26 protein-coding genes are annotated in these 26,234 nt (G+C 43.5%); 10 read left to right on the top strand and 16 right to left on the bottom strand.

Going from position 1 to position 26,234, the window contains the following annotated elements; all coding sequences use genetic code 11:
- Window positions 1-20: 20 nt before the first annotated feature.
- The 7 genes from ftcD to FSB76_RS22960 all read right to left on the bottom strand — a co-directional run bounded on the left by ftcD (window position 21) and on the right by FSB76_RS22960 (window position 8,464).
- Window positions 21-1,709, bottom strand: coding sequence for a glutamate formimidoyltransferase (gene ftcD / locus FSB76_RS22990; protein ID WP_147057534.1), 1,689 nt, complete (start codon window positions 1,707-1,709; stop codon window positions 21-23).
- A gap of 58 nt (window positions 1,710-1,767) precedes the next feature.
- A complete protein-coding gene (gene hutI / locus FSB76_RS22985) occupies window positions 1,768-3,003 on the bottom strand; it encodes an imidazolonepropionase (protein ID WP_147057532.1) in 1,236 nt (411 codons plus the stop codon).
- A 109-nt stretch (window positions 3,004-3,112) separates the two neighbouring features.
- Entirely contained in the window at window positions 3,113-4,786 is a 1,674-nt protein-coding gene (hutU, locus tag FSB76_RS22980) for a urocanate hydratase (RefSeq protein ID WP_147057530.1), read from the bottom strand.
- Entirely contained in the window at window positions 4,764-6,323 is a 1,560-nt protein-coding gene (gene hutH, locus FSB76_RS22975) for a histidine ammonia-lyase (protein WP_147057529.1), read from the bottom strand. Before hutH ends, hutU begins: the two co-directional genes overlap by 23 nt.
- Complete coding sequence (locus tag FSB76_RS22970; RefSeq protein WP_147057527.1) at window positions 6,316-6,825, bottom strand: MarR family winged helix-turn-helix transcriptional regulator; 510 nt, start codon at window positions 6,823-6,825, stop codon at window positions 6,316-6,318. The genes hutH and FSB76_RS22970 overlap by 8 nt, the downstream gene beginning before the upstream one ends.
- 584 nt (window positions 6,826-7,409) lie before the next feature.
- Window positions 7,410-7,787 (bottom strand): VOC family protein, encoded by a 378-nt coding sequence (locus tag FSB76_RS22965; protein WP_147057525.1) that lies wholly within the window; start codon window positions 7,785-7,787, stop codon window positions 7,410-7,412.
- 128 nt (window positions 7,788-7,915) lie between these two features.
- The gene (locus tag FSB76_RS22960; protein ID WP_147057523.1) at window positions 7,916-8,464 is read right to left on the bottom strand and encodes a DUF4199 domain-containing protein; all 549 of its coding nucleotides are present in this window, start codon (window positions 8,462-8,464) and stop codon (window positions 7,916-7,918) included.
- A 311-nt stretch (window positions 8,465-8,775) separates the two neighbouring features.
- Between FSB76_RS22960 and FSB76_RS22955 the strand changes: the two genes are divergently transcribed.
- Entirely contained in the window at window positions 8,776-10,665 is a 1,890-nt protein-coding gene (locus FSB76_RS22955; protein WP_147057521.1) for a patatin-like phospholipase family protein, read from the top strand.
- 31 nt (window positions 10,666-10,696) lie between these two features.
- Here the strand turns inward: FSB76_RS22955 and FSB76_RS22950 are convergent, their stop codons facing one another.
- A complete protein-coding gene (locus FSB76_RS22950; RefSeq protein ID WP_147057519.1) occupies window positions 10,697-11,215 on the bottom strand; it encodes an OmpH family outer membrane protein in 519 nt (172 codons plus the stop codon).
- 107 nt (window positions 11,216-11,322) lie between these two features.
- Between FSB76_RS22950 and FSB76_RS22945 the strand changes: the two genes are divergently transcribed.
- Complete coding sequence (locus tag FSB76_RS22945) at window positions 11,323-11,730, top strand: DUF2251 domain-containing protein (RefSeq protein ID WP_147057517.1); 408 nt, start codon at window positions 11,323-11,325, stop codon at window positions 11,728-11,730.
- Window positions 11,731-11,750: 20 nt separating this feature from the next.
- On the opposite strand, the gene FSB76_RS22940 is transcribed toward FSB76_RS22945, so the two are convergent.
- From FSB76_RS22940 to FSB76_RS22925, 4 genes are all read right to left on the bottom strand, one after another.
- Window positions 11,751-12,716, bottom strand: a complete 966-nt coding sequence (locus tag FSB76_RS22940) for a hypothetical protein (RefSeq protein WP_147057515.1) — start codon at window positions 12,714-12,716, stop codon at window positions 11,751-11,753.
- 19 nt (window positions 12,717-12,735) lie between these two features.
- Window positions 12,736-13,176, bottom strand: coding sequence for a hypothetical protein (locus FSB76_RS22935; RefSeq protein WP_147057514.1), 441 nt, complete (start codon window positions 13,174-13,176; stop codon window positions 12,736-12,738).
- Window positions 13,177-13,288: 112 nt separating this feature from the next.
- The gene (locus FSB76_RS22930; RefSeq protein WP_147057512.1) at window positions 13,289-13,654 is read right to left on the bottom strand and encodes an RNA recognition motif domain-containing protein; all 366 of its coding nucleotides are present in this window, start codon (window positions 13,652-13,654) and stop codon (window positions 13,289-13,291) included.
- A gap of 131 nt (window positions 13,655-13,785) precedes the next feature.
- Window positions 13,786-14,298: a YdeI/OmpD-associated family protein gene (locus FSB76_RS22925; protein WP_147057510.1), complete on the bottom strand. Its 513-nt coding sequence runs from the start codon at window positions 14,296-14,298 to the stop codon at window positions 13,786-13,788.
- A 167-nt stretch (window positions 14,299-14,465) separates the two neighbouring features.
- Here FSB76_RS22925 and FSB76_RS22920 point away from each other — a divergent pair, with 167 nt between their 5' ends.
- Complete coding sequence (locus tag FSB76_RS22920) at window positions 14,466-14,894, top strand: nuclear transport factor 2 family protein (RefSeq protein WP_147057507.1); 429 nt, start codon at window positions 14,466-14,468, stop codon at window positions 14,892-14,894.
- Between the two features lie 236 nt (window positions 14,895-15,130).
- Here FSB76_RS22920 and FSB76_RS22915 read toward each other — a convergent pair whose 3' ends face one another.
- The 4 genes from FSB76_RS22915 to FSB76_RS22900 form a co-directional block, all read right to left on the bottom strand.
- Window positions 15,131-15,793, bottom strand: a complete 663-nt coding sequence (locus FSB76_RS22915) for a GDSL-type esterase/lipase family protein (protein WP_147057505.1) — start codon at window positions 15,791-15,793, stop codon at window positions 15,131-15,133.
- 3 nt (window positions 15,794-15,796) lie between these two features.
- The gene (locus FSB76_RS22910; protein ID WP_147057503.1) at window positions 15,797-16,285 is read right to left on the bottom strand and encodes a cytidine deaminase; all 489 of its coding nucleotides are present in this window, start codon (window positions 16,283-16,285) and stop codon (window positions 15,797-15,799) included.
- Window positions 16,286-16,440: 155 nt separating this feature from the next.
- A complete protein-coding gene (locus tag FSB76_RS22905; protein ID WP_147057501.1) occupies window positions 16,441-18,336 on the bottom strand; it encodes a DNA topoisomerase IV subunit B in 1,896 nt (631 codons plus the stop codon).
- A gap of 245 nt (window positions 18,337-18,581) precedes the next feature.
- Entirely contained in the window at window positions 18,582-19,259 is a 678-nt protein-coding gene (locus FSB76_RS22900; RefSeq protein ID WP_147057499.1) for a hypothetical protein, read from the bottom strand.
- Window positions 19,260-19,511: 252 nt separating this feature from the next.
- On the opposite strand from FSB76_RS22900, the gene FSB76_RS22895 reads away from it, so the two are divergent.
- The 7 genes from FSB76_RS22895 (at window position 19,512) to lspA (ending at window position 25,908) form a co-directional block, all read left to right on the top strand.
- The gene (locus FSB76_RS22895) at window positions 19,512-19,805 is read left to right on the top strand and encodes a GNAT family N-acetyltransferase (protein WP_147057497.1); all 294 of its coding nucleotides are present in this window, start codon (window positions 19,512-19,514) and stop codon (window positions 19,803-19,805) included.
- Window positions 19,806-20,249: 444 nt separating this feature from the next.
- Window positions 20,250-20,402 (top strand): HVA1 family protein, encoded by a 153-nt coding sequence (locus tag FSB76_RS32245; protein ID WP_158642963.1) that lies wholly within the window; start codon window positions 20,250-20,252, stop codon window positions 20,400-20,402.
- 104 nt (window positions 20,403-20,506) lie between these two features.
- Window positions 20,507-21,271 carry an ABC transporter ATP-binding protein gene (locus FSB76_RS22890; protein ID WP_147057496.1) on the top strand — a complete coding sequence of 255 codons (765 nt, stop codon included), beginning with the start codon at window positions 20,507-20,509 and terminating at the stop codon, window positions 21,269-21,271.
- 179 nt (window positions 21,272-21,450) lie between these two features.
- Window positions 21,451-22,569, top strand: a complete 1,119-nt coding sequence (locus FSB76_RS22885) for an ABC transporter permease (protein WP_147057494.1) — start codon at window positions 21,451-21,453, stop codon at window positions 22,567-22,569.
- Between the two features lie 459 nt (window positions 22,570-23,028).
- Window positions 23,029-23,751 (top strand): DUF2490 domain-containing protein, encoded by a 723-nt coding sequence (locus FSB76_RS22880; RefSeq protein ID WP_147057493.1) that lies wholly within the window; start codon window positions 23,029-23,031, stop codon window positions 23,749-23,751.
- A 183-nt stretch (window positions 23,752-23,934) separates the two neighbouring features.
- Complete coding sequence (eno, locus tag FSB76_RS22875) at window positions 23,935-25,230, top strand: phosphopyruvate hydratase (protein WP_090651234.1); 1,296 nt, start codon at window positions 23,935-23,937, stop codon at window positions 25,228-25,230.
- Between the two features lie 147 nt (window positions 25,231-25,377).
- Entirely contained in the window at window positions 25,378-25,908 is a 531-nt protein-coding gene (lspA, locus tag FSB76_RS22870) for a signal peptidase II (protein ID WP_147057491.1), read from the top strand.
- Window positions 25,909-26,234 lie beyond the last annotated feature (326 nt).

Raw genomic sequence — 26,234 nt, 5'->3', positions numbered from 1 at the left:
TATGGTCCATGGACTCTTTCTCACATCCCTATCTTCCCATTCACCAACTCAATAATCTCTGCTTCTAAAGCAATAGCCTGCCGTTCAATCTCGTTGCCCCGGTAAATGATATCCAAAACGTAGTCCTTATCCTTATATCCGGAAGCGTTGATTTTCACGTTCATAAACGCGCCTAAAACAGCGGTACGGGCGCAAAGGGCAGCTACGCCGGCATCGGTTACGGAGTTGGGGTTGCCTATCTCCACCATCGCCTTAATCACTTCCATACTGTTCAGCGCCGCCTGCATCACCTTAAAAGGGATTTCGATGGCATATTTGGTAGCATCCTGTATAGCATGATCTCTTGTTGCCTTTTCTTCATCGGTAGATTTGGGCAGGCTGAAGGACTCCATGATCTTGTTAAAAGCCGCAGTATCTAAATCGACCAATGCCAAAAGCTCATTTTTATATTGCTGTGCCTGCTCCGCCCAGTCGCTAAACTCCAGCCAGCGGCTGTCCCAGCCTTTTTTGTGCGAACTTAGGTTGGCCACCATGCCGGCCAAAGAGGCCCCTAAGGAGCCCACATAGGCCGAGATTGAGCCACCACCGGGCGCCGGGCTTTCGCTCGCTGTTTCGTCCGCGAAATCAGCAAGGCTCATACTGATGAGCTTACTGCCGGCCTTGTCTTTTAATAAATATTCAATAATGCGTTCTTCGGGAACAAAGGGGCCAAGTTCATCAAGTCCCATCGATTTAATGGCAATTTTGATCAGTTCTTTTTCGCTTACGCCAACTGATCGTTGTTGTTTTTTCAGAAAATACTTTCCGGCATCCAACATCGCTTTTAAAGGGATCAAACCCACCAATTCGCTGCCCGTTACCCGAATGCCGCGCTCGTTGGCTTTGGTACAAACTTCGTCAAAAGCCACATGAACAGGGGTTATTTCGATATTGGTCAGGTTCATCGAAATTTGGGCGATGCCATATTCCTCGATATACCAGCCGATGGCTTTAACCGCTTTTAATGAGCCGGGGATTGATTTGGGTTTGCCATTCTCGTCTGTTACAATTTTGCCGGTAACCGGGTCGCCTTCGCGCAAAGTACGGCCAGCCTCGCGTACATCAAATGCAATAGCATTTGCCCTGCGGGTTGATGTGGTATTAAGGTTTACATTGTAAGCTACCAGGAAATCGCGGGCACCTATAACAGTTGCACCCCGTTTAACATCATTTTCGGCGGGGCCGAAATCGGGCGCCCATTCAGGCAATTTTATCTTCTTAAAAAAACCTTCATATTCGCCGGCACGAATCACCGACAGGTTGCTCCTGCTTTTGTTGGGCTGCGCGTTCTCGTATAAATAAACCGGTATCTTCAACTCCTCACCTACCCTCCTGGCCAGCTGCCGGGCATACTCCGCGGTTTCTTCCATGCTGATATTACTAATGGGTATCAGCGGGCAAACATCGGTAGCGCCCATCCTTGGGTGTTCCCCTTTCTGTTTGCTCATATCAATCAGCTCCCCGGCTTTTTTTATGGCGAGGAAAGCCGCTTCAATCACCCGGGAAGGTTCGCCCACAAAAGTCACCACAGTGCGGTTGGTAGCCTTGCCGGGATCGACATTCAATAACCTTACCCCTTCAACCGATTCTACCTCGTTGGTTATTTGCTTAATGATATCAAGGTTTACACCTTCGCTAAAATTGGTTACGCATTCAATTAGTTGGTTCATTGGTTCACTGGTTTATTAGTTCATTGGTTTTGGCGGCGAGGCTAAATGTAGAGACGCATTACATGCGTCTGGTAATATTTCCCTCCGTCCAAACCATTTCAGGTTTCAATTTCCCTTGCTGGTATAGTATTTCGCGGTAATCATCGCATGGGTAGGCTTGCATATCGGCAAGTTTACCTTTGGTTAAAACACCACGGTCGTTTAGTTTCAGGGCCTGGGCCGCACGGGCGGTTAGGCCCGTAAATACTTCGGCTGCGCTTAGCTTTTCTGCGGCAGCCATTACAGCGGCTTGCATTAATAAGTCGCCCATTGGGGCCGATCCGGGGTTCCAGTCGCTGGCTATGGCCAGGCAGGTACCAGCATCCAGTAACTTCCGGGCAGGTGCGTAGGCCATTCCTAAACCTAAGGATGCGCCGGGCAAAGTTACAGCTACGGTATCGGAATTGGCCAATAATTTTATTTCATAATCGCCGCTGGCTTCCAGGTGATCGGCTGATGCCGCGCGGGCCTTGATAGCGACTTCGCTACCTCCTATGGTAAACTGATCGGCATGAACCGTTACGTCGAAGCCCAATTGCTTCGCTTTGGCCAGGTAGTTTAAAGCATCACTGGTATTGAAGGCACTTTGCTCGATAAAAACATCAACCCGCTTGCTCAATCCCTTTTGTTTGATAACAGGCAATAGGTTGTTTAAAACATGATTAAGGTACTCCTGGTGATTGCCATTAAAGTCCTTAGGCAATATGTGGGCGGCAAGGCAGGTTGATATTAAACCGGCATTCGTTTTATCTGCAGTTGTTTTTATCGCGTTCAACTGTTTTAGCTCAGCCTCGACACTTAAACCATAGCCGCTTTTTATTTCGATAGTGGTAACACCTTCGCTTACATGACGTTGTACGCGTTTCAAAAGCAGGCTGGTGAGCGTCGCCTCGTCCGCGGCACGGGTTTGGGTAACCGAATCCCAGATGCCCCCTCCGGATTGTGCAATCTCCAAATAGGTTTTACCACTGTTGCGCATAGCGTAGTCCTTTGCACGACTGCCGGCAAAACAAATGTGTGTATGGCAATCTATAAAACCAGGCAACAGTACATGATTACCGGTTATTTCTTCTGTTTGTGCCGATGGATAGTTTGACCGGAGTTTTTCAAAGTCATCAACGGCAAGTATTAATCCGTCTTCAATCAGCACGCCTCCGTTGGGGATGATGTGCAATTGTTCGTCTTTCAGAGCACCTTTTAACGGCAGCCCTGTTAACGGGAGTATTTGCGTAAATGGACCGATTAGTTTTTTCATAAATATCAGCAGCCCCCTCTAAATCTCCCCCGGTAGGGGAGACTTTGGAAACTTATTTATTCAACATTTCTTTTAAAGTCCTCCCTACCGGGGAGGATTTAGGTGGGGCTCACCACACCTTCAACCCAAACTTTTCTGCCCACTCTTCAGCCTTGTCATACCCCGCATCGGTATGCCTGAATATTCCCATCGCCGGGTCATTGTATAAAACACGTTTGAGGCAGGTTGCAGCTCGTTCGGTACCATCAGCAAGCACCACCATGCCGGCATGCTGGGAGTACCCCATGCCTACACCGCCGCCGTGGTGAAACGAGATCCAGGTGGCGCCACCCGATGCATTGGCCATCAGGTTGAGCAGCGGCCAGTCGGATACGGCATCCGAGCCATCTTTCATAGATTCGGTTTCGCGGTTGGGCGATGCTACCGAGCCGCAATCCAAATGGTCGCGGCCTATCACTATCGGGCCTTTTACCTTACCTGTCGCTACCAATTCGTTAAACAGCAAACCGGCTTTTTCCCTGTCGCCCATACCCAACCAGCAAATGCGGGCAGGCAGGCCCTGGAACGAGATTTTTTCCTTTGCATTAGTCAGCCATTTGGCCAGGGGCTTATCGTCAGGGAACAGTTCCATCAAGGCCCTATCGGTAGTATAAATATCCTCCGGATCGCCTGAGAGGGCTACCCATCTGAACGGCCCTTTCCCCTCACAAAACAAAGGGCGAATATAAGCCGGTGTAAATCCGGGAAAGTTAAAGGCGTCCGGTTCGCCGCCCTGGCGGGCAAACTCGCGCAGGTTGTTGCCATAATCAAAAGTTATGGCACCGCGTTTTTGTAATTCCAGCATCAAACCTACATGCCGGGCCATGCTTTTTAACGACAGGCTTTTGTACTCTACCGGGTCGCTTTTGCGTAATTCGGCTGCTTGTTGTAATGATAAACCATCAGGAATATATCCATTCAACGGATCATGTGCCGATGTCTGGTCGGTTAAAATATCGGGGATAATATTGTCATTCAATAATCTCTGCAGCAAGTCGCCGGCATCGCTTACCAGGCCTACAGAGAGGGTTTCTTTTTTGTCGATAGCCTCTTTTACCCAGGCTATTGCTTCCTCGTAGGAGTAGGTCATCCGGTCGATGTATTGCGAATCCAATCTTTTTTGGATACGCGTTGCATCCACATCGGCACCTAAAAATACGCCGCCCGCCATGGTTGCCGCCAATGGCTGAGCGCCGCCCATACCGCCTAAACCGGCGCTGACAATCAACTTGCCGGTCAAATCGCCATTAAAATGCTGGTTGCCGCATTCTACAAAGGTTTCGTAGGTGCCCTGCAAAATACCCTGTGTACCTATATATATCCAACTACCGGCGGTCATCTGGCCATACATCATCAGGCCTTTGGCGCGCAGATCATTAAAATGCTCCCAATTGGCCCAGGCGGGGACAAGGTTGCTGTTGGCTATTAAAACGCGAGGTGCTTCGGGATGGCTGCGGATAATGCCTACCGGCTTGCCCGATTGTACCAGTAAAGAGTGATCTTCGTCCAGTTCCAGCAACAACTCAATAATTTTCCGCACCGATTCGGGGTTGCGGGCGGCCTGGCCAATACCGCCATATACCACCAATTCGGCAGGGTTTTCGGCAACCTCGTCATCAAGGTTATTAAGCAGCATTCGCAAAGGCGCTTCAGTTTGCCAGCTTTTGGCATGCAGCTGCATACCGCGGGGCGCTTTGTAAACCGGGTGGCTGGCGTAGGTATTAATAAATTCCGAACTCGTCATGGCTGAGGGTTATGTGGTGATGAATAGCCGCGTTATTGGCAGTAGCCAAAAACGAGCCATCGGTAATAATTTGATGCAAACGGTTAATATCATCCGCAAAAACACGGTCGTCGTTTATAAATGGAACGTATTGGCGCACGTGATCATGCAGCGCCTCAACAACCGGTGTTGATTTTAACGGCCTACGAAAGTCCATGGCCTGCGCCGCATAAAGCAACTCGATGGCCTGGATGTATTCTATATTATCTAAAACCATGTGCAGCTTGCGCCCGCTGATAGAACCCATAGATACATGATCTTCCTGCCCTAATGAAGTAGGCACGCTATCGGCACTCGCCGGGAAGCACAGTGTCTTGTTTTCGGTAACCAAAGCCGCGGTGGTGTATTGCGGTATCATCAGGCCCGAATTTAAGCCTGCATCATGGGTAAGCAGTTTTGGCAGGCCGTATCGGCCTTCGCTCATAAGATAACAGCGCCTGTCGGCTATATTGCCCAGTTCGGCAGCGGCTACGGTGGCGTAGTCTAACGGTAAAGCCAGCGGCTGGCCGTGAAAGTTGCCCCCGCTAATGGTATCATCGGCACTAAAAATAACGGGGTTATCGGTAACGGAGTTTAGTTCAATTTCAGTAAGTTCTTTTAAATGTAACCAGGCATTACGCGATGCGCCGTGTACCTGCGGCATACAACGCAAAGAGTAAGGATCCTGCACCCTATCGCAATTGATGTGCGAGGAATTGATCGCTGATCCGTTTAATAAAGTAAACAGGCGGTCGGCAACCATTTTAGTGCCTTTAAAAGGGCGCAGTGCATGGATGCGGGCGTCAAAAGGCCTTACCGAGCCCATCAACCCTTCTAACGACATGGCTCCAATAAGGTCGGCACGGTTCAGGGCATCATCCAAACGCTCAACTGCCTTTATCGCGAAAGCTAATATAAATTGTGTGCCGTTTATTAAGGCAAGTCCTTCTTTAGGGCCTAAAACCAACGGGGCCAGGTTATGTTTTTGCAGTACCTGCGCTGCGGGTTTGCGTTCGCCATTTTCATAAACCTCACCTAAACCTATTAAAGGCAAAAACAGGTGCGATAAGGGAGCCAGATCGCCGGATGCGCCTACCGACCCTTTTTCGGGTACAACAGGTACAATATCGTTATCAATATGCCAGATGATACGCGTTAACGTATCCGGCGCAACACCCGAGAAACCTTGTGCCAAAGCATGCACTTTGGTTATCAGCATCAGTTTGGCTATTTGCTGCGGGATAGGTTTGCCTACCCCCACGCTATGGCTTTTAAGAATATTACTTTGCAGCAAACTGGTATCTGCCTCGGATATATGGGTATCACATAGCGGGCCAAAACCTGTATTAATGCCATAAACCGGCTTTTGCGCATGAACAATTTTTGCTACCTCATCCCATGAGGCGCGGATAGCTTTATCAGTATCTGCATCGATAATTCCCCTGGTTTTGCCTGCTGCAATATCAAGGCAAATGCCAATGGTTAAATGATTTATGCCGTAGTTGAAGGTACTATTCATGGTCAGCGGGTTTTAAATGAGCAGTTAATTTTTCGCTGATAACGACAGAAAGGTTGCTTGAACGGAAGGTATTCTCAACAGCCGTAATGGCAGGCAATAGCTGTTGTGATACAGCATCAGTATCCACCAGTTGGGTCATGGCCTGGCTAATGGCATCCCACACGGGCAATATCTGCTTTAGCAGCTCACGGCCGCTATCAGTTAAAGTAACCAGTTGCCTGCGGCCATCATCGGCACAGGTAGCACTGGTAACCAGGCTACGGTTTTTCAAATTGGTAATCAGCTGACTTGCCGCCGGGTGCGAAACTTCAATCTGCTCGCTCAATTCTTTAATAGATAAAGCGTCGTTTTTAGAGAGTAAATAAAACACCGGAAACCAGCTGGCATCAAAATCTATCCCCTCATTTTGGTAAACACGGTTAATTTCGGCCAAAAAAGCCTCGCTTAACCGCCTTAATCTGCTACCCAATACCAAATAACCCAGGCTTTGATATAAATTCATAGTGCAATTTATATAAGTGCTTATATAATTGCAAATGTTTTAGGAAAGTTTTTTTTTAGGGGGGGGGGGAATGAAGTATATTGTATGGCGGCGAAGACTCACCCGGCTACGCTGCGCTGGCCAACCTCTCTTCGGCGTCGCCTGAAAGAGGGGCTGAAAATTTATTACTTATTTTTTTCATAAGAATTTGACATTCAACATTCAAGCCCCTCTTTCCAACCACAGGTTGAAGAGAGGGTGGCGGGCGTAGCCTCGCCGGGTGAGTCTTCGACTGCGTCTATTCAAATGCTTATATAAATTCCAATATGTGATGGGTAGTTGTAAAATTTCGCGAAATTCTGATGCAGAAATGGAGTATATCGCATGGCGGCGAAGACTCACCCGGCTACGCTGCGCTGGCCACCCTCTCTTCGGCTTCGCCGGAAAGAGGGGCTGAAAATTTATTACTTATTTTTTCATAAGAATTTGACATTCAACATTCAAGCCCCTCTTTCCAGCCGCAGATTGAAGAGAGGGTGGCGGGCGTAGCCTCGTCAGGTGAGTCTTCGACTGCGTTCAACTGAATGTTTTTGTCGCTTCACGCATCAATCTTTGGGCTCCCAAAGTTCAATAATGTTTCCTTCGGGATCGAGCACGTGGACGAATTTGCCATAGTCATATTCGGCAATCTCGTCAACAATGGTTACGTTGTCCTTTTTCAGCTCGTCAACCAGCGCAACCAGATTTTCTACCCGGTAATTAATCATAAACGGCTTTGCCGAGGGATTGAAATACTTGGTATCCTGCGGAAACGTACACCAGGATGTTGATCCTGTTTTCGACGGATCATCGGCCTCCCGCCACTCAAACGTTGTTCCGTATTCACTTTTAGGCAATCCAAGGTTTTTGGCATACCATTCATTCATACTTTGCGGATTCTCGCATTTAAAAAATACGCCGCCTATACCTGTTACTTTTTTCATATTTAATCAGTTCTGTTTTAAATTATAAGATCACTGTAGCGTTAAGTCAACAGCAGAAAGTAGTAAGCCTAAAGGTTAATTTTTTCTTTTTTTACTGAGAACTTAAGACTTTGACTAAAGGCTATCCATCAGTTCATTGTTGACACGACAGTAGCCGGTTTAGATTTATTTTTAAGTATAAGCGCAGCTATTAAAGATACTACGATGCCAACCGGCACAATTTCCAGATAGGTGAACATCACCCTAAAGGCGGGACTTGATTTATATTTCTCCATCATGACAGCCATTTCGGCACCTTGTTTTTTTATAACTGCAGCACTTGCTCCACTTGCTTTCAGTTCGGCCAACACCTGGGCCTGGTATTTTTCGCCAAAATCGGGGATAAAATAGCTATAGTCTACCATCCAAACAATAACATAAATGGTAGATGCTATAAGTGTAATTAACAGCCCGATTTTAAGCGTGTTTCCAAAAGTGATGATACCGTTGTTATAATTATCGCGGTAGTTTTTTACAGCTACAAAAATGAGCGAAAAGGCTATTATCATAGATGTATAGCCAAGCACCATCCGCGTATTTAAGCTTAAGCTGTTGCTCAGCATCGCTTCAACAACAACGGCCCAGGCGGCGGGTATCAGGCCGCCAATAAACCCATAAACTAAAATATTTTTTCTCATTTGTTTTTTAATTGAGTTTTAAAGCACGTCCAAAATTGCAGCAACGGCTTATATTTCGGGTCATACTTTTGGGTGATTTTACAAAAAAAGCATCTATCATACTAAAAATATAGCGATTAAGTATCGGTGTAACTCCCTCCATTTTAATTAGCCTGTATACTGACATTTAGCTAACCCGCATCCAAATCAACTTGCCATCAATATTAACAATAAACCCCCAAATCAGCTTAAATAAAGTTTGGCTTTTTATTTACACAAGATACTATTATATAATATTTTACCTAATTTTAAATAACCAAACCTATGTTATTATGGATAAGATAGCCGCTCCTGAACCTCTATCAGAAAACAAGCTTGAGGTTGCCATAATTAAACCGTTTGATAGCATCGCGCTCGCATTTTCGGGCGGTGGCTTTCGTGCAGCTTCCTTTGCGTTGGGTGTATTATCATACCTCGACAAAGTAAAATTTGAGGATTCAACAGATGAACTTTTTGGCCTTAGTCTGCTACAAAGGGTTAGCTACATGTCGTCGGCATCGGGCGGCACAATAGCAACCACATTGTATGCATTGTACAACAGTAAGGGCAAAAGCTTTGGCGATTACTACAGCAAACTTTTAACAGCGCTAACCGGCGATGAGCTGTTAAAACAGGCGATGGAAATACTGGCCGATAAAAAGTACTGGAAAACCAGGGAGCTTAAAAGCCGTAATATTATTAACGCGTTTGCAATGGCTTACGATAAATATTTATTTGACCATGCCGCCCTTGAAGCGCTTTGTCATGACGGGGCACCCGGTAAACATTTACAGGAAGTTTGTTTTAACGCCACCGAATTTTTTACCGGCCAGTCTTTCAGGCAGGATATAAAGCTGGTGCCCGATGCCGGTAAGGATCCCTATTTTACTTATGGCAATATGGTGATATACCTGGACGAAAAAACGGCAGGCAAATTAAAACTGGGCGATATACTGGCGGCATCGTCGTGCTTTCCGGCTGGTTTTGAGCCTATAGTTTTCCCTGATGATTTTACATATCCCGGCCTGTACCCGGCCGAACTTAAAAACGCCCTTACCATGCTGCCGCAAACCGGCGATAAACAGGAAAAGGAATTTATAAGCAAAAAAAACTTTGGGCTGATGGATGGTGGCATTACCGACAACCAGGGCCTGCAAAGCATGATGTATGCCGATGGCCGCCGCACCCGGCACGAAACCGACCTGCGGCATTTTGACCTGCTGATGGTTAACGACGTTGGCAGCCATTTTATTAAACCTTATGTAATGCCCGAAGTAAAAAAGGGCTGGGAGCTATCCATAAGGGGATTGATATTTATAGCGGTGGCGGTTATTATCGTTTTAGCGGCAGGGGCCTGGTATGGCATAAAGCAGCACTACGGATTATTAACAGTAGGCTGTTCTTTACTTATTACCGTCCCATTAATTTTTCTGGTGACAATGCTTTATTTAAGACAGCAGTTGTTAGGCGTCGCTAATTCGGCATTGATATTAAACTTTAAAAAGAATTTTACCGAGCGAATAATTACCGTGCTGGTTGGCTATTTTGCAAAAACCCCCTTAAGCGTTATTAAGCAAATGATAAGCGCAAGGGTACAATCGGTACTGATGCTTAACCTGAGCATATTTTTGAAGCGGATAAGACAACTGCTCTACAATAAATTTTACTTTTCGCCACAGTGGAAAAACCGGGGCAAGGGCAATCACATTTACGACCTTTCTTTTTCAAACAACATTAACCGCGAAGCCAATGATGGCTATCATTCGCCAACCCCGCCTATACTCAACCCCAGCCGCGATATCCAGATTGTGGCACAGGTAGCCTTCAATATGGGTACCACGTTGTGGTTTGATAAACAATCGACCGAGCAAGAACATAGCGAAGCCTGCATTATAGCCTGCGGACAGTTTACCACCTGCTATAACCTGCTGCAGCATATTATGAGGCTGTTGGCTATAAAACCAGATAAAGCCCCTTTTGATAATAAATACCGTAACCGGTTAATAAAATTAGAACAGCAGATGCTGGCAGATTACGAAGCCTTTAAAGCTGATCCGTTTTTTTATTATAACCAATCGGGATTCGATTTTAAGGTGCCGGGCTTTAAAGAGGTTACGATGAGGGAAATTCCGTTTCCGGATGACTGGAAGGTGGATGATATTCAATCTGCCGACGTTGGTTAAGGAAGAAATTTTCTGATCAGACGCCGAGCATTCATTTAATACCTAATTTGGCTTTAACGGCATCCATTAGGTTAATTTCGTCTGAAGCGACAAAAGCAACAATTAGCCTGGTGTTTTTTGACGAATCTATCACATAGCTGATTCCGTTTTCTTTGGCTACTTGACTAAGTGCGGCTATTGCTTTATCAGATATTGGCTTTAATAGTTCGTCCTTTTTTGCTGCAACCATTTTAAAAGCATTATCTTGAAAATCTTGCATTTCTTTTAGAATCATCTGCAACTTTTTACTTTCTACGGCCACGATAGAATCTGTCATCTTGCGATGAACATAAGTAAGTCCATAACTTGTATAATCATCGTTCATTTTTGTTAAATGATCAATAAATGGTTTTGTAAAAGCATCCATTTGCTTCTTCACATCTTTAGTTTCGGGCATTTGAGCCATTAAAGTATCGAGATCAATATAGCCTATTTTTACCTGGGCTGTGGCTTTATTACTCGCCAAGGCAATGCATAACAACGTTAATAAAATCAGAAACGACCTTTTCATATCAAACAAAGATATATTCCATTTCCGCTGGGAGTCACTCCGAACATTGTTAAAATCTGTTAATTCGACCTGAAATAAAATTCGCTCCCTTAATGTAACTTTGCCTGATGATTTTAGAGGTAGAAGAAGAATTTATTGTTGGCGAAGACACTTTTTTGGATAGCGTTGTTCCCGACTCATCGCATGGGGTTGTTTTTGAGGATAACCTTACAACAGGATATTTTTACGCGATAGGAAAAATGCCCGGCCAGGCAATTCTGGATGCCGTGCACATTTACAACGTAGCCGATGTAACAGATAACGATATTCCCTGCAATATTAAAATAGCATGGACTGACGACTGGCAATTGGCTTCGTTATTAATCAATAACTACTGCCACGCCATATTTGATTTTAAAAACAAAGTTGGGTATTCCCGTAATGCTTTCCCACCGAGCAGTGGAAAATGGAAAACCGATAATGAACGAACTGTTTTGACGGACGAGTTGATAGATAAGTTGTTGATGGGGAAATAATACCTTTAATTGTAAATAATTTATGGTGTAAAAACCTCAATCACTTCTTTGCCTGCTATTGCAAGTTGTTTTGTATCCCTGTTAAACACAATCTGGACCAAATTCTCTTTATTTACAATACTTGAATTTTGTTTGCCACTGTAAACCGATTCATCTTTATCTATAATGTCGCCGGTTTTTAAACTGATAATCTTAGGATAAAGGTAAGTATCCCAGGCACGTTCGTCATCAATGGCAAACAGGTTGCCAAATTCGCCATTCACTTTTACTGGAGTTGATATTTGTTTACTACCTATATCGAAAACTGCAATGTACCGTGGTGGAAAAACGATATTTTCATCATCAAAAACCTCCTCGCCCGAGCCTATAAGAACCTTTGTTTTGTTGATAAAATTTGCAGTACTAATCTCCGCGTTTATGCTTAACCACGAATTGATTTCATCAAGTAGCTTAGGGTTTTTCAAACACTCTTTAATATCATATAAATAAGCTACATCTAAAGGGTGCCAATGCCAGCCTTTACTCATTAAAACAAAACCATCAGGACTTATTTCTAACCGTGAATGAAATACGTCAGTCGGATCCCGGCCAATCATATCAGTTACAATTTCACCCGTTTCCACGTTTTCAAAATCAAGCCTGCAATATTCTTTGGGACAATGAATAAGATAGGTTACTTCATCTACGGTCACAAAGGCAGCGGGATACTCGTAAGCTTCAGCAAAGTAATAAGATCTGTTTATTTCCCTTAAAAGTTCTCCGTTTTTTAATAACAACCCTTTGGTGCCAAGCTTTTGATAGATAAAAGCATATTGGCCGTCGGTAGTATTAATAGAACCATCAAAATTAAATGCATAATATGAATTGCTTTCTTTTGTACTTCCATCTATCGAATAATGATTGCCGCCCGCTGCCCAATCAACGATGTTATCATTTAACCATGAAATTGTATTTAAGCGTCCGGCGGTAAGGGTAGTTCTTGTCACGATGTATAATTTTCTTTGTCTACCCCACTACTAAAAGCGTCACAAAAACACCGGCCACCGTAACTGCTAAACCGATAAGCGAAGCCAGCAGCGCCCGCCAGATGGTATATACGCCACCGCCGGCGGAAAAATGAGCCTTCATTTGTGCTCCCATGAGCTGTTGCACCAATATATAGGCAGCCCAGCTGTAAGCCAGCGGAATAATATATGTTGGCACTTTCTTAGTATCGGGCAGCATAAATATCACGCCGAATAATACGATGGTTGCAAGAACGCCAAGCACGATGGCTATTTTTGATTTTTTATCTTCGTTAAAAGCCCGGTAATTTTCGGATATAAGGTAGCCGGCAATTATTGGCCCGCCCAAAAAGGTGGCCACCTGTATAGACCGGAGCGTATATATTTTTTGTGACGTAACATCTACGAAGAGTGATTTTTCTTCCTGTTCAAGGATTTCCATGCGGTTTAGGAGTTGGTGTGGTTCATTTATATCACGCTAATATATTAAAATTTAGCCTGATGCAAACACACGTTATTCATAAACAGCAACAGCAAAAAAACGACCTAAAGCATCAAAGCGGCCTTCTCGGCCGTTTTTGTTTTTCGTTTGATGTTTGTGGGTTTACCTTGTGATATTGATTTTTGGGCGTAAAGGTTTTTTTAAAAGGTTGCCTCGGAGGTTCCGGCGCTGGCCGTTTGTCGTCGGCTACGCGTACGCTGATTTCACGCTCGTCAATGGTTGCGCCGTTTAAGGCATCAATAGCTCGGTTGGCACCGGGCTCATCTGCCATATTAATAAAACCATACCCTTTGCTTTGGCCTGTATCAATGTCGGTAATGATCTTTACTTGTTCAACCTGGCCATACAGGGTAAATATCTCGAGTAATTCTATCTCGTCCATATCGCGGGGTATACCCACAACAAATAATTTTACCATTCTTTTTATTGATGAATTGCAAATTTAAGGATTGCTATTAATCATTCATGCATTTTATGCAGGCAATACCGTTAAATATTGTTTTTTTATACTGTTTTTTAAATCCAAGTTTGTTTTTGCAAGTTTTAAACTTACTCCCGCATTTTTTTTAACTCCCGCAGCATCATCCCGTAATCCATTCGCCTTACCATGGCGTTTATGGTACTGGCTATCCGGTTGGCCCGGGTAGCATCGGTTTTGGCGCTCTCTATCCATTTTATAAAATAACCGCGATGGCTTTCGGCAAGGCTGTTAAAAAACTCCTCGCCTTCGGGTTCGTACTCAAAACATTCCAGCAGGTCGGCAGGGATGGTAAATTTAAAATCGTCGTCGGGTTCAAGTTGCGCGCGCAGCATGGCACCGCGACTTTTATGCAAGGCTTTACAAATATCTTTTTTTAGGGCCATGATAAAATTACCCTCGCCCATGGGCATCAGGGCCATTCCGCGCACATCCAAATTATCGAGTTTACCCCTCACCCGGAACGATTTTTTGTTCCCGGGCTTCATTTCCTGCGCTAAATCGGCCGGAATTTCAATATAAGTCCACCCGGTTTTCTCGCCCTGTTCCGCAAATTGTAAAATAATGGTAGTAAAATCAACCATAGCGTGGTATATATTATATTTCTGTTGCTAAATATTTAATAAAAAATACCAATTGTTAAATGTTTGTTAAATCGTACAAATCTATTGATTTAGCTGTAACGAATGGAATAGTGCCGCTGTCTTATAGATATAAATTAAAAAACAAATAACCTCAAAACAACAACAATATGAAAACCTTAAAATCAATAATCGCAGCATTTGCTTTAGTAATAGTTTGTGGCGCAGCCAAAGCCAACGTGATATCAGAAGGCGATAACCTAACCCGCAATTTCGCAATAAATACGTATGTAGATGCCATGACCCGCGGCAAAATCCAGGGCCTTGGTGATGTGGTTGACCAATCGGCTAAGTTTAATATGTTACGTGGTAAAAACGTATTAAGCTTTACCAAAAACGAAATGATTGAGTCGATAAAATCAAACAAAAATATCGAACAAAATTGCACCACCAGCACTACCATCATGGAAAGCAATGCCGACCTGGCCGTAGTAAAAGTTGACATGCAGTTTGATGGCTTTGTGCGCACCAACTACGTAACCGTTGCCAATACCGGTAAAGGCTGGAAAATTACTAACGTATACAGCGTTTTTAAATAAAGAAGAGAGTTTTAGTTTAGTGTTTATAATGTAAGTAAGTATAGACCCCGCCAGGCGGGGTCTTTTTTATTGGCACGAATTGATAAACACGAATTGCACTAATTTATTCGAATTGCACTAATCAGGGTTGATAAATTGCGAGATTGCCTACCTATAAAGTTAACCATTTACAACAGCTTCAATCAGGACGGTTCGTACCCGCAAAAGGCTCGTGAAATTCGACACAATTGGTGCAATTAGCGTGCAACCAACGGCTTCAGCACCTGTTCCCATTTATCATAGCCCTTTGGATTTAAATGCAGGTAATCGCCCTTAAATAAACTGCTATCGGGTTGGGTTGTGCCGGGCTTGTAAATGGCCGGCACTAAATCAACATAATGGCTTTGGGGCTTATTCTTCAGGTAGGCTTTGATCAGTTCATTGGCTTTATACACTTCGGCATAATATTTAACACGCGACGGGCTTGGCTTTACCGACATGAAATAGATTGCTGCTTTAGGCAATTTGCCATGAATGATAGCCCACAGTTTAGCAAACTCGTCGGCTACAAATTGCCCGGATTTGCCGGCGGCAATATCATTTTCGCCGGCGTAGATGAATATTTTGCGGGGCTGATAAGGCACCAGGATATAAGGCGTATAATAATCCACCAATTGCTCAATGGTGCTGCCGCCAACGCCGCGTTTAATAATGGGCTTATCGGCAAAACGTTGTTCCAGGTCGCTCCATAAGCGGATAGACGAACTGCCTATAAACAAAATGCCGTCCTTTTTGGGGAAGCTGATGCTATCCTGGTGTTTAAAGGCCCTGATCTCGTTATCAAACGGAAATCCTTGTTGCGCAAATATATGAGTAGTAAAAGCACAAGCAATCAGCAATAAAAGCAGTTTAATTTTCATGGTTTATGTAGTGAGGCGTTCTTCAAAAAATAAAAACGGCAGTTGCTTTTCAATACCTTGTATTACCCAAACCGGCCCCTGCTGTGCATACAATATAATTTTAATGGGTTTGTTTTGCTTTTTTTCCACTTCGGCCAGTACCTGCAGGCATGAACCACATGAGGTTACAGGCCGGGTAAGTTCAAACTCATCAGTTTGGGCGGTTACGGCCATAGCTTCAACAGGATCGTTTGGGTGGTTGGCCCCCCAGTAAAATAATGCTACGCGCTCGGCACACAAACCGGATGGATAGGCTACGTTTTCCTGGTTGCTGCCGTAAATAATTTTACCGCTTTGCAACCGTAAGGCTGCCCCAACCCTGAATTTTGAATATGGAGAATGGGAGTTTTTTAATGCTTCTGCTGCTTCAAGGCACAGTTTGTAATCGGTGTTATCAAGTTGCTCAATAGCGTCGTATTCGTCGAAAGCTATTTTAATTTCGTGGTTAGTCATAATTGTACCCCCTCAAAAAAAGAAGGGGAAACAATATAAGAACTTTTTGTGAAATAAGTTTGTCTGAACCGGAATTTTTAGAATTAAAGAATTAGCAGAATTTTAAAAATTCGAAAAATTCCGATAATTCTAAAAATTCCGGTTCAGAAACCTCTTTACACCGCCACCGGCAATGCCACCCCTTCGGCCTCTTCGGCTACCAGCGGGTTTATGCTTTCGTCATCTTTTTCAACCCGCAGATTGTTTACAATGTGCATTTGGCGGGTTGGGGTGTTTTTGCCCATAAAATATTCCAGCAGGCCTTTAATATTGGCATCTTTCAGGATCACCGGGTCAAGGCGGATATCTTTGCCTATAAATAAGCCAAACTCATCTGGCGATATCTCGCCCAAACCTTTAAAGCGGGTAATCTCGGGCTTATTGCCTAATTTGGCTATAGCGTTACGGCGTTCTTCATCACTGTAGCAATAAATGGTTTCTTTTTTATTACGAACCCTAAACAATGGTGTTTGCAGTATAAAAACATGGCCAGCTTTTACAAGGTCGGGAAAAAACTGCAAAAAGAAGGTCATGAGCAACAAGCGGATGTGCATACCATCAACATCGGCATCGGTAGCTATTACAATGTTATTGTATCGCAGGGCATCCAGGCCATCCTCAATATTAAGGGCGTGTTGCAGCAGGTTAAATTCTTCGTTTTCGTAAACTACCTTTTTGGTCAGGCCGAAACAGTTAAGCGGTTTACCCTTTAAGCTAAAAACTGCCTGGGTCATTACATCGCGCGATTTGGTGATACTTCCGCTGGCCGAGTCACCCTCGGTAATAAACAGTGTGGTATCCTGGCGGCGTTCGTGGGTATCTTCAAAATGCAGCTTACAATCGCGCAGCTTGCGGTTGTGCAGCGATGCCTTTTTGGCCCGCTCGTTGGCCAGTTTTTTTATTCCTGCAATATCCTTACGCTCACGCTCCGATTGCAGGATGCGTTTTAGCAGCGCGTCGGCAGCTGCCGGGTTTTTATGCAGGTAGTTATCCAGTTCCTTTTTCAGGAAATCGTTAATAAAACCACGTACTGACGGCCCTTCGGGGCCAACATTTTGCGAGCCAAGTTTGGTTTTGGTTTGCGATTCAAAAACCGGCTCCTGTACCTTGATGGCAATGGCAGCAACTATTGATGCCCGGATATCTGAAGCGTCAAACTCCTTTTTATAAAACTCGCGAATGGTTTTAACAACTGCCTCGCGGAAGGCGGCCTGGTGCGTACCGCCTTGTGTGGTGTTCTGTCCGTTTACAAACGAGTAATATTCTTCGCCGTATTGCTGCCCGTGGGTCATGGCTATTTCAATATCCTCGCCCTTAAGGTGGATGATAGGATAGCGCAATGTTTCTACATCGGTATTACGGGTAAGCAAGTCATACAACCCCCGTTCCGAAAAATATTTTTGACCGTTAAAGTTTATCGTAAGGCCCGAGTTAAGGAACACATAGTTCCAGATCATGCTTTCAACAAATTCCGGGATAAACCGGTAATGCCTGAAAATGGTATCGTCGGGTATAAAGTTGATGGCAGTACCGTTACGCTGGGTAGTTTCCTTTTCAGCTTCATCCCGAATCAGCTCGCCTTTGGCAAATTCGGCCAGCTTAGTACGTCCGTCGCGGTATGATTGTACAATGAAATTGTTTGACAGCGCGTTTACCGCCTTGGTACCCACACCATTTAACCCTACCGATTTTTGGAAGGCCTTGCTATCATATTTACCACCGGTATTTATTTTACTTACGCAATCAATCACCTTACCCAGCGGGATGCCACGGCCATAATCGCGCACCGATACTTTATGATCGCTCATATTTACCTCGATGGTGCGGCCGCTGCCCATTACAAACTCATCTATCGAGTTATCTACAATCTCTTTAAGCAATACATATACCCCATCATCGTAAGCCGAACCATCGCCCAGTTTACCAATGTACATACCGGGGCGTAAACGGATGTGCTCTTTCCAATCGAGCGAACGGATACTATCTTCACTGTAATTAACTGGTTCTGCCATTTATAAAGTAGAATTTTAAAACAGGTGTCACTATGCACCTATCTGCAAAAATAAAGTTTCGGCAATGAATTGAGTGTTCAAAACTGTCAACTTATTAACATTATAAGCGAGCCAAGAGTCATGAATCAAGAGTCAAGATAAATGCAAAAGGGCCTTTAAGGTAAAAATTGTCTTTTTACAAACTGTTTTTTATTCACTATGAGCGTGCGTTTACCCGTTATTGCTCTTGACTCTTGACTCTGGTATTAATGGGGCTTAAACTTAAGGCAGTTGCTGGCCCTATCAATGTTCCTGAAAAACTCCGGATCTTTTTCGTTGGTAAAACAAACCGCCATAATGGTGCCGGTATGGTTACGCTGCAAAATAATAAGCAAGGCGTATTTATAGCTTTTGGTTTCGGGCATATCCATCAGCGTTAACAGGTACGATTTACCTGCATCGGCATTATAACGCGCCAGTACATTGGCCGGAATAGACCTGACAAGATTATCCTGTTCGCCAGAAAAATTTGTTGCCTGCGCTTTACCAACCTCCAGGTATGATGAATCGGGATTTTGCTGCTCGTGGTTGCGCTCCAAACTCAGCCAGTTTTGTTTTAAGGATTTTACCTGGAACCATATTTCAAACTCGCGTCCGGGAATTTCCATGGCGTAATCAAAAGAAAAATTCTCATTGTTTACGGCTGGTATTTCCCTGAAACCTTTGGGGAAGGTAAAAGTAACATTGGCGTTGGCCAAAATTTTTGAAAACTCGCGAAATTGCGCACTACCTTTTACCGGCTTAACTGGTGTGGCAGTAGCGGTTTTTTTCTTGCTGCCGGCCAAATATTGCGTGCGCTTCACCTGTGCAAAAGCGCAGATAACGCATAGCAATAATATAGCCTGAAGTAAAATATGCTTAAACTGCTTCACAATAGTTTTCATTAACAACGAAACCAGGGATGTTTCTACATGTAATTCTATAAAAATAGAACCACAAATCAAAATTAATTAAAATTTAAAAACACAAACAACTAAGTTAATATCAGACATTTGTGACCAGTTAAAAAACATACCGAACCGTTTTGTAATTTTCATTATTTAACAGAATTGGCTGCGCGCATCTAAAAATACATTTACAAATCGGCTTTATTAATTTTGTTATTAATTTAGTTTCGGCACAAATCTAAAAATAACATGAACTACCAGGATATTCCACTTATTAATAACGAGGCCATCCATAATTTTGAATTGATTATAGATGGTAACAGGGCTTTTATTGATTACAAATTAAAAGGCGACAAAATTTACCTGATACATACCGAAGTACCGGCAGAGATGGAGGGCACAGGCGTTGCCGCCGCTTTGGTAGAGAAAGCTTTTAACTATATTGAAGATAACCACCTTAAAATTGTGCCCCTTTGCGCATATATTGTCGCCTATTTAAAACGCCACCCCGAGTGGAAACGTTTACTTGCGATTGCAGAATAGGCCAAAACACACCGCGCGCAAATACCTTATTTAAGGGCGGTGTGTTTTATGGCTGTATTCTAATTTTTTTGAAAACGATTATCAGCAGGCTACACACCGCTTTTTTTTCAAACACTCACCGACTAACCACCATTTCCGCCGCTCATTCATCGGTAATTTTCCGCCGTTTACCGGAAGTTTGCTTTGCTTCACCTAATAACCATAGCTAAAAGTCCATTCTGTTTGCACTTTTGAATCAACAAATCGCAATCACCATGAAAACTTTATTTGCTATACAAATCATCCACCTGATAGTTAAAGCTGCTGAGCACGCCGAGGCTATTATTCACTCCATAGGGCACCTCATAAAATAGTCCCTGGCCCCATTAAGGGGGAGTTTTTGAATACCGTTTTTATTACAAATCAATAAACCTATTCATTTTGTTAACAATTAAAAATAGCACTATGAAAAAGGGAGATAACGTAAGCTGGAACTGGGGAAAATCGGAAGCCGAAGGCAAAATTGTTAAAAAGCACGATGAACCCGTAACCAAAACCATAAAGAGCCTTACCCTGCCCTCTCCAAAGGAGAGGGTTCTGAAAACCAAACGCTTTTAGAACTTTTTTGAGATGTGCAAAATCAAAGCCCTCTCCTTTGGAGAGGGTTGGGTGAGGCTAAAATAATTCATTGATATTTCATTATTCTGTTGCATTTTTACCCTATGGCAAAACCACCCATTATCACTGTAAAAAACCTGGTAAAAAACTACGGCGATTTTGCAGCCGTAAAAGGCATTAGCTTTGAAGTTTACGAGGGCGAAATCTTCGGCTTACTTGGGCCCAATGGCGCCGGGAAAACTACCACCCTTGAAGTTATTGAAACCCTGCGCGAAAAAACATCGGGCGAAATCACCGTTGATGGTTTTAACATTGACACCGATAAAGACAGCATTAAACAGCGTATTGGTGTACAGTTACAGGCAGCAGGCTATTATCCCAACCTTAACCTATCGGAGTTGATAGAGCTGTTTACCGGTTTATACGGGGTTGACAAAACACCCACCGAAATGCTGGAAAAAGTTGCGCTTGTTGATAAAGCTAAAGCAAAATATAAAGACCTTTCGGGTGGGCAAAAACAGCGTTTTTCTATCGCCACCACCCTTATTAATAACCCACGGATCATCTTTTTAGATGAACCCACAACCGGCCTCGACCCACAGGCCCGCCGCAACCTTTGGGATTTGATCCGCGAAATTCGCGACCAGGGTACAACGGTTGTGATAACCACCCATTACATGGACGAGGCGGAAGTATTATGCGACCGCGTTGCCTTTGTTGACGGCGGCCACATCATAGGCATAGATACCCCCGATCACTTTATTGACCAACTGGTAGCAACCGGTTTCGAACGTAAAAAACAAGTTAAACTGGCCAACCTGGAAGATGTTTTCATTAACCTTACGGGTAAAGAATGGCGGGAAGGTTAGCCCCCCGGCCCCCTGAAGGGGGAGCAAGTTGGCAGTTTTGAGTTTGCAGTAAGAAAAAAATAATGACCTAATGACGCCGCAGGCAAATGACTCAATGACTTAATGACGCCACAGGCAAAAGACCCAATGACCAACAACGCCGCCCGAAAAGGCCAATAAACTAATGAACCATTGAACAAATGAACCAAAAGAAATATAGCAATACAAAAGCAACCCTGGCTATTGCCAAAGCAAGTTTTAGGGCCATACTGCGCAGCCCGTCGGCGGTGGTGTTTACGTTGGCCTTCCCTTTAATATTTATAGTGGTATTTGCCAATATTGGCGGCGGAGCCCCTTCGGTTGATGTTGGCGTAGCCAAAGGTTGCGATACTGCAGGAAAGGTTTATCAGCAACTCAAACAGCGACAGTTGATAAATTTCATAACAGATCAGTCGACAGATGATATGAACAAGAACCTGGCTAAAGGGCAAATAGATGCTATTATAGATATTAAACCGCTGGTGCCTATGCAGCCTTTGAATATCAAGATACAATACAGCCAGGCTTCAAATAAAGGAGGCATTTTAAAATCGATATTGAACAATATTTCCTACAATGCGCAGCTGGCCGAAATAGCCAAAATACAATCCGTATCGGGCTTTAAAATACCCGAGGCAGTGCACCTGGAAGAAACTACCGTATCCGGCCGCGCGTATAAATACATCGATTTTATTTTACCGGGCCAGTTAGGTTTTTCTATCCTGAGCAGCGGCGTTTTTGGTACTGCCTTTGTTTTCCTGAGTTTGCGTTTAACATTGGTTATCAAACGTTTTTTTGCAACGCCTGTTAAACGGTCGAGCATTGTGCTGGGCGAGGCCTTGGCCCGGATAACCTTCTCTTTACTGGGGGCGTTGTTCATTATTTTAGTTGGCCATTACCTGTTTGGCTTTACACTTATCCACGGGGTTATCACGGTAGTAAATATGCTGGTGCTCTCGGCTTTCGGGCTCATTATATTTATGGGCTTTGGTTTCATCATTTCGGGCATCGCCAAAAACGAGGGTACAGTGCCTCCCCTATCCAATATTATTACCATGCCGCAGTTTTTACTGTCGGGCACCTTTTTTTCTGTAACAGCTTTCCCAAAATGGCTACAGGTAATCAGTAATGCTTTGCCTTTAACACACTTAAACAATGCCATGCGCAAGGTGGCTTTTGAGGGCGCAGGCCTGGCAGATGTAACACACCAGCTCCTGATCCTTTTAATTTGGTTTGTTATTGTATATGCTGTGGCTATTAAAACTTTTAAGTGGGAATAATGGGAGAATCAAGAGGTTAGAGTCAAGAATTAAGACCCATGACTCTTTGATGAAACTTACAAAGTTTTTGGGTAATTTCTGAACCGGAATTTTTGGAATTAAGCGAATTATTCGAATTTGATTAAACGCGGGTGAGGTAAAAACTGCTATTAAAATTCTGTTAATTCTTTAATTCGATGAATTCCGGTTCAGACATAGTATTCTGCCCATTCTCAAATTCTGTCAATTCTGATTCAGACTACTGCGATAGGGATAAAAGCGGATACCGGCCCGCGCCTAATGCCTTGTGCGCGTATGAGCGATTAGCCCGGGCCGCAGGCATCGTCTTAATAATTTAATTTGCTGTATAAGTATATTGCCCATGTTTACCGAGGGATTTCCTGTTAAATAATTTCAGTCACCAACATTAAATTAATGTTAATAAAATAGATATTTGCATTTTATTAACATTGATTTAACGTGAGCAAATTTTACTTGTTTTTTTTAGTATTGATTATTGGGTCATCGGCAGTTAGAGCCCAGGATAGCAAAGTAGGTACATGGGGCATAGCCACCGTTGTATTACCGGGTGATAGTGCCCATAAATGGGGCGGATACTCCGAAATTCAAACCCGAACAAACGGCGTATTTAAACAATTTCAGTACTACGAGGCAAAAGCCGGCGTAAGTTACGATCTGGATAAAAATTTTACAGCCCTGCTTGGTACCGGAACTTACCATACGTATGATTATACCGATCTTGATAAAGGCCCAACAACCAACGAATTCAGGTTTTGGGAGCAAATGACGGTTAACCAGTTTTTAGACCGCTTTAAATTCGAACATCGTTACCGCATAGAACAGCGATGGGTGAATGGCGACTACCGCAATCGTTTCAGGTATCGCCTGAATATGTTTATCCCCTTAAATCACAAAAAAATTATTGCCAACACCTGGTTTATATCGGTTTTCGACGAGGTGTTTTTTAATAACAGGGTGCCCAATTTTGAGCGTAACCGGATATCCGCCGCTTTAGGTTACCAGGTTGATAAAAGCTGGATAGTGCAGGCCGGCTGGATAAATCAGCGTAATTACACGGCTATACAAAGCAGTGCCAAAAGTAATATAATGCTGATGCTGATGTACCGTATTAACCGCAAAAACGCTGTGCAGCGCGAACATGTGCCTACCACAACCGATTAATACATGAGCATAGCGGTTTAGTCCATTACGTAAAAATATTTTTAACTGCATGTTAATTTGTTGTTACCCTTTGGGCTTTATCATTAATAATCATAACAAATAGAAAATTTCGATTGTGATTTCTTGAATTTGCTGTTAACTTAGCCGCCGGTTTACAAATTACAAATATCTGACAATAAAAAAATGAGCTTAATAATTGACGTACACGCCCGCCAGATTTTAGATTCGCGCGGTAACCCTACTATCGAAGTAGAAGTATTAACTGAGAATGGCGCATTCGGTCGCGCCGCGGTACCTTCAGGTGCATCAACCGGTGTACACGAAGCTGTTGAACTTCGCGATGACGATAAAACAAAATACATGGGTAAAGGCGTGTTAAAAGCCGTTGCTAACGTAAATGACATTTTAGCTCCCGAATTAAAAGGCATTGATGTATTTGATCAAAACAGCATCGACGCCCTGATGATTGAAATTGATGGTACCGAAAATAAAGGTAAAATTGGTGCCAACGCTATATTAGGTGTTTCGTTGGCAGTTGCAAAAGCAGCAGCGCAGGAAAGCCGCCAGCCTTTATACCGTTACATTGGCGGTGTAAATGCCAACACTTTGCCTATCCCGATGATGAATATCATCAACGGTGGTTCGCACTCTGATGCCCCTATCGCTTTCCAGGAATTTATGATTATGCCGGTTGGCGCTCCTTCATTCTCTGAAGCATTACGCTGGGGTACCGAAGTATTCCACAACCTGAAAAAAATTCTGCACGACCGTGGTTTATCAACCGCTGTTGGCGACGAAGGTGGTTTTGCTCCAACTTTTGAAGGTACCGAAGATGGTGTTGAAACCATTTTAAAAGCAATTGAAAAAGCAGGTTACAAACCAGGCGAAGATATCTTTATCGCTTTTGACTGTGCTGCATCTGAATTTTACAAAGACGGTAAATACGACTATACCAAATTTGAAGGCGAAAAAGGTGCTATCCGCACCAGTGCCGAGCAGGTTGAATACCTTGCCGAGCTTGTTGCCAAATACCCTGTTATTTCGATTGAAGACGGTATGGCTGAGGATGATTGGGATGGCTGGAAATTATTAACCGAAAAACTGGGCAAAACGGTACAACTGGTAGGTGACGATTTATTTGTAACCAACACCAAACGTTTACAACGTGGTATTAACGAGGATACTGCAAACTCAATCCTGGTAAAAGTAAACCAGATTGGTTCGTTAACAGAAACCATCAACGCGGTAACTTTGGCACAAACCAACGGTTATACCTCGGTAATGAGCCACCGCTCTGGCGAAACTGAAGATGCTACCATTGCCGATTTAGCTGTAGCATTAAATTGCGGCCAAATCAAAACCGGTTCGGCTTCACGTTCAGACAGGATTGCTAAATACAACCAATTACTTCGTATTGAAGAAGAATTAGGCGCAAATGCAAAATTCATTGGTAAAGATTTTAAATTCTACAAAAAATAATTTCGACCGATATCAGGAGCCATCTGTAAATAAAACGGATGGCTCTTTTTTATACATAGCCAATATTATCGGCAGCAATTTATGTGCGAACCGACAACTTAAGTAACGCCTGTTACGTTATAAACAAAATACCAGTACTAAATTTTAATGGATAAGAAAAGGGTTTCGAGGGGATTGTGGTTGTTATTGCTTTTAGCATTAGTTATCGGGGCCGACAGGATCAGCAAGATATATGTACGTGATCATATTCATTTTGCCATTGTTATTACCGTTGTAAAAAACTTCCTCACAATTAGCCGTGTCGAAAATACGGGAGCATTTTTAAGTATGGGCGATAAGTTGCCCAATCCATGGCATTTTATCCTGCTTTCGGTTTTACCGGCTGCAGCATTGGCATGGGGCCTGTTATACGTATTGCTAAAACGCGGTTTAACACTGCTTAACCAGGCAGGCATCATCGTGATACTGGCAGGTGGTATAGGTAACCTGTACGATAGGGCCGTTTATGGCAGCGTAACCGATTTTGCCCATATGAACTTTGGCTTGTTTGAAACCGGCATATTTAACATAGCCGATGTAGCCATTATGGTAGGCGTAGGCATGCTGCTGTTAAACGCCTTTATGCGCGAACGTGAGCAAAAAAGGCAGGCAGCTGCCGGGAAAGCAGTAACTGCTTAATTTGCTAATTTTGATTTAACCCCGATTTTTTGTATCTTTGAATATACCCACAACCGAGGGCGGCTATCACACACTGATAACCGCCCTCGGTTGTTAAAAGCAAAGTCGAAAAAACGACAGGCTATATATTAACTAACTAACAATCAATAATTTAAACCATTTTAAAAGGCACAAAAAGTACGAAAAAGCACCCCAAAATTGCATAAAAAGTAGTTGAAAAGTATGCAAAAGTGTATCAAAAGTATCTATAAAGTGTGTATTAATACATCCCGTAAATTATCGCCCAACTTTACTTTTAAAACAATTCGCCAGGCTTAATTGTCCAA

Origin of the sequence: Mucilaginibacter ginsenosidivorax, from assembly GCF_007971525.1 — a bacterium.
GTDB lineage: Bacteria > Bacteroidota > Bacteroidia > Sphingobacteriales > Sphingobacteriaceae > Mucilaginibacter > Mucilaginibacter ginsenosidivorax.
The sequence above is the reverse complement of the archived record's forward strand: the minus strand, read 5'-3'. Positions and strand labels throughout refer to the sequence as shown.

Coding starts and splice junctions, on each gene's coding strand:
- ftcD (WP_147057534.1), bottom strand. CDS start 1,709: ATGAACCAACTAATTGAATGCGTAACCAATTTTAGCGAAGGTGTAAAC.
- hutI (WP_147057532.1), bottom strand. CDS start 3,003: ATGAAAAAACTAATCGGTCCATTTACGCAAATACTCCCGTTAACAGGG.
- hutU (WP_147057530.1), bottom strand. CDS start 4,786: ATGACGAGTTCGGAATTTATTAATACCTACGCCAGCCACCCGGTTTAC.
- hutH (WP_147057529.1), bottom strand. CDS start 6,323: ATGAATAGTACCTTCAACTACGGCATAAATCATTTAACCATTGGCATT.
- FSB76_RS22970 (WP_147057527.1), bottom strand. CDS start 6,825: ATGAATTTATATCAAAGCCTGGGTTATTTGGTATTGGGTAGCAGATTA.
- FSB76_RS22965 (WP_147057525.1), bottom strand. CDS start 7,787: ATGAAAAAAGTAACAGGTATAGGCGGCGTATTTTTTAAATGCGAGAAT.
- FSB76_RS22960 (WP_147057523.1), bottom strand. CDS start 8,464: ATGAGAAAAAATATTTTAGTTTATGGGTTTATTGGCGGCCTGATACCC.
- FSB76_RS22955 (WP_147057521.1), top strand. CDS start 8,776: ATGGATAAGATAGCCGCTCCTGAACCTCTATCAGAAAACAAGCTTGAG.
- FSB76_RS22950 (WP_147057519.1), bottom strand. CDS start 11,215: ATGAAAAGGTCGTTTCTGATTTTATTAACGTTGTTATGCATTGCCTTG.
- FSB76_RS22945 (WP_147057517.1), top strand. CDS start 11,323: ATGATTTTAGAGGTAGAAGAAGAATTTATTGTTGGCGAAGACACTTTT.
- FSB76_RS22935 (WP_147057514.1), bottom strand. CDS start 13,176: ATGGAAATCCTTGAACAGGAAGAAAAATCACTCTTCGTAGATGTTACG.
- FSB76_RS22930 (WP_147057512.1), bottom strand. CDS start 13,654: ATGGTAAAATTATTTGTTGTGGGTATACCCCGCGATATGGACGAGATA.
- FSB76_RS22925 (WP_147057510.1), bottom strand. CDS start 14,298: ATGGTTGATTTTACTACCATTATTTTACAATTTGCGGAACAGGGCGAG.
- FSB76_RS22920 (WP_147057507.1), top strand. CDS start 14,466: ATGAAAACCTTAAAATCAATAATCGCAGCATTTGCTTTAGTAATAGTT.
- FSB76_RS22915 (WP_147057505.1), bottom strand. CDS start 15,793: ATGAAAATTAAACTGCTTTTATTGCTGATTGCTTGTGCTTTTACTACT.
- FSB76_RS22910 (WP_147057503.1), bottom strand. CDS start 16,285: ATGACTAACCACGAAATTAAAATAGCTTTCGACGAATACGACGCTATT.
- FSB76_RS22905 (WP_147057501.1), bottom strand. CDS start 18,336: ATGGCAGAACCAGTTAATTACAGTGAAGATAGTATCCGTTCGCTCGAT.
- FSB76_RS22900 (WP_147057499.1), bottom strand. CDS start 19,259: ATGAAAACTATTGTGAAGCAGTTTAAGCATATTTTACTTCAGGCTATA.
- FSB76_RS22895 (WP_147057497.1), top strand. CDS start 19,512: ATGAACTACCAGGATATTCCACTTATTAATAACGAGGCCATCCATAAT.
- FSB76_RS32245 (WP_158642963.1), top strand. CDS start 20,250: ATGAAAAAGGGAGATAACGTAAGCTGGAACTGGGGAAAATCGGAAGCC.
- FSB76_RS22890 (WP_147057496.1), top strand. CDS start 20,507: ATGGCAAAACCACCCATTATCACTGTAAAAAACCTGGTAAAAAACTAC.
- FSB76_RS22885 (WP_147057494.1), top strand. CDS start 21,451: ATGAACCAAAAGAAATATAGCAATACAAAAGCAACCCTGGCTATTGCC.
- eno (WP_090651234.1), top strand. CDS start 23,935: ATGAGCTTAATAATTGACGTACACGCCCGCCAGATTTTAGATTCGCGC.
- lspA (WP_147057491.1), top strand. CDS start 25,378: ATGGATAAGAAAAGGGTTTCGAGGGGATTGTGGTTGTTATTGCTTTTA.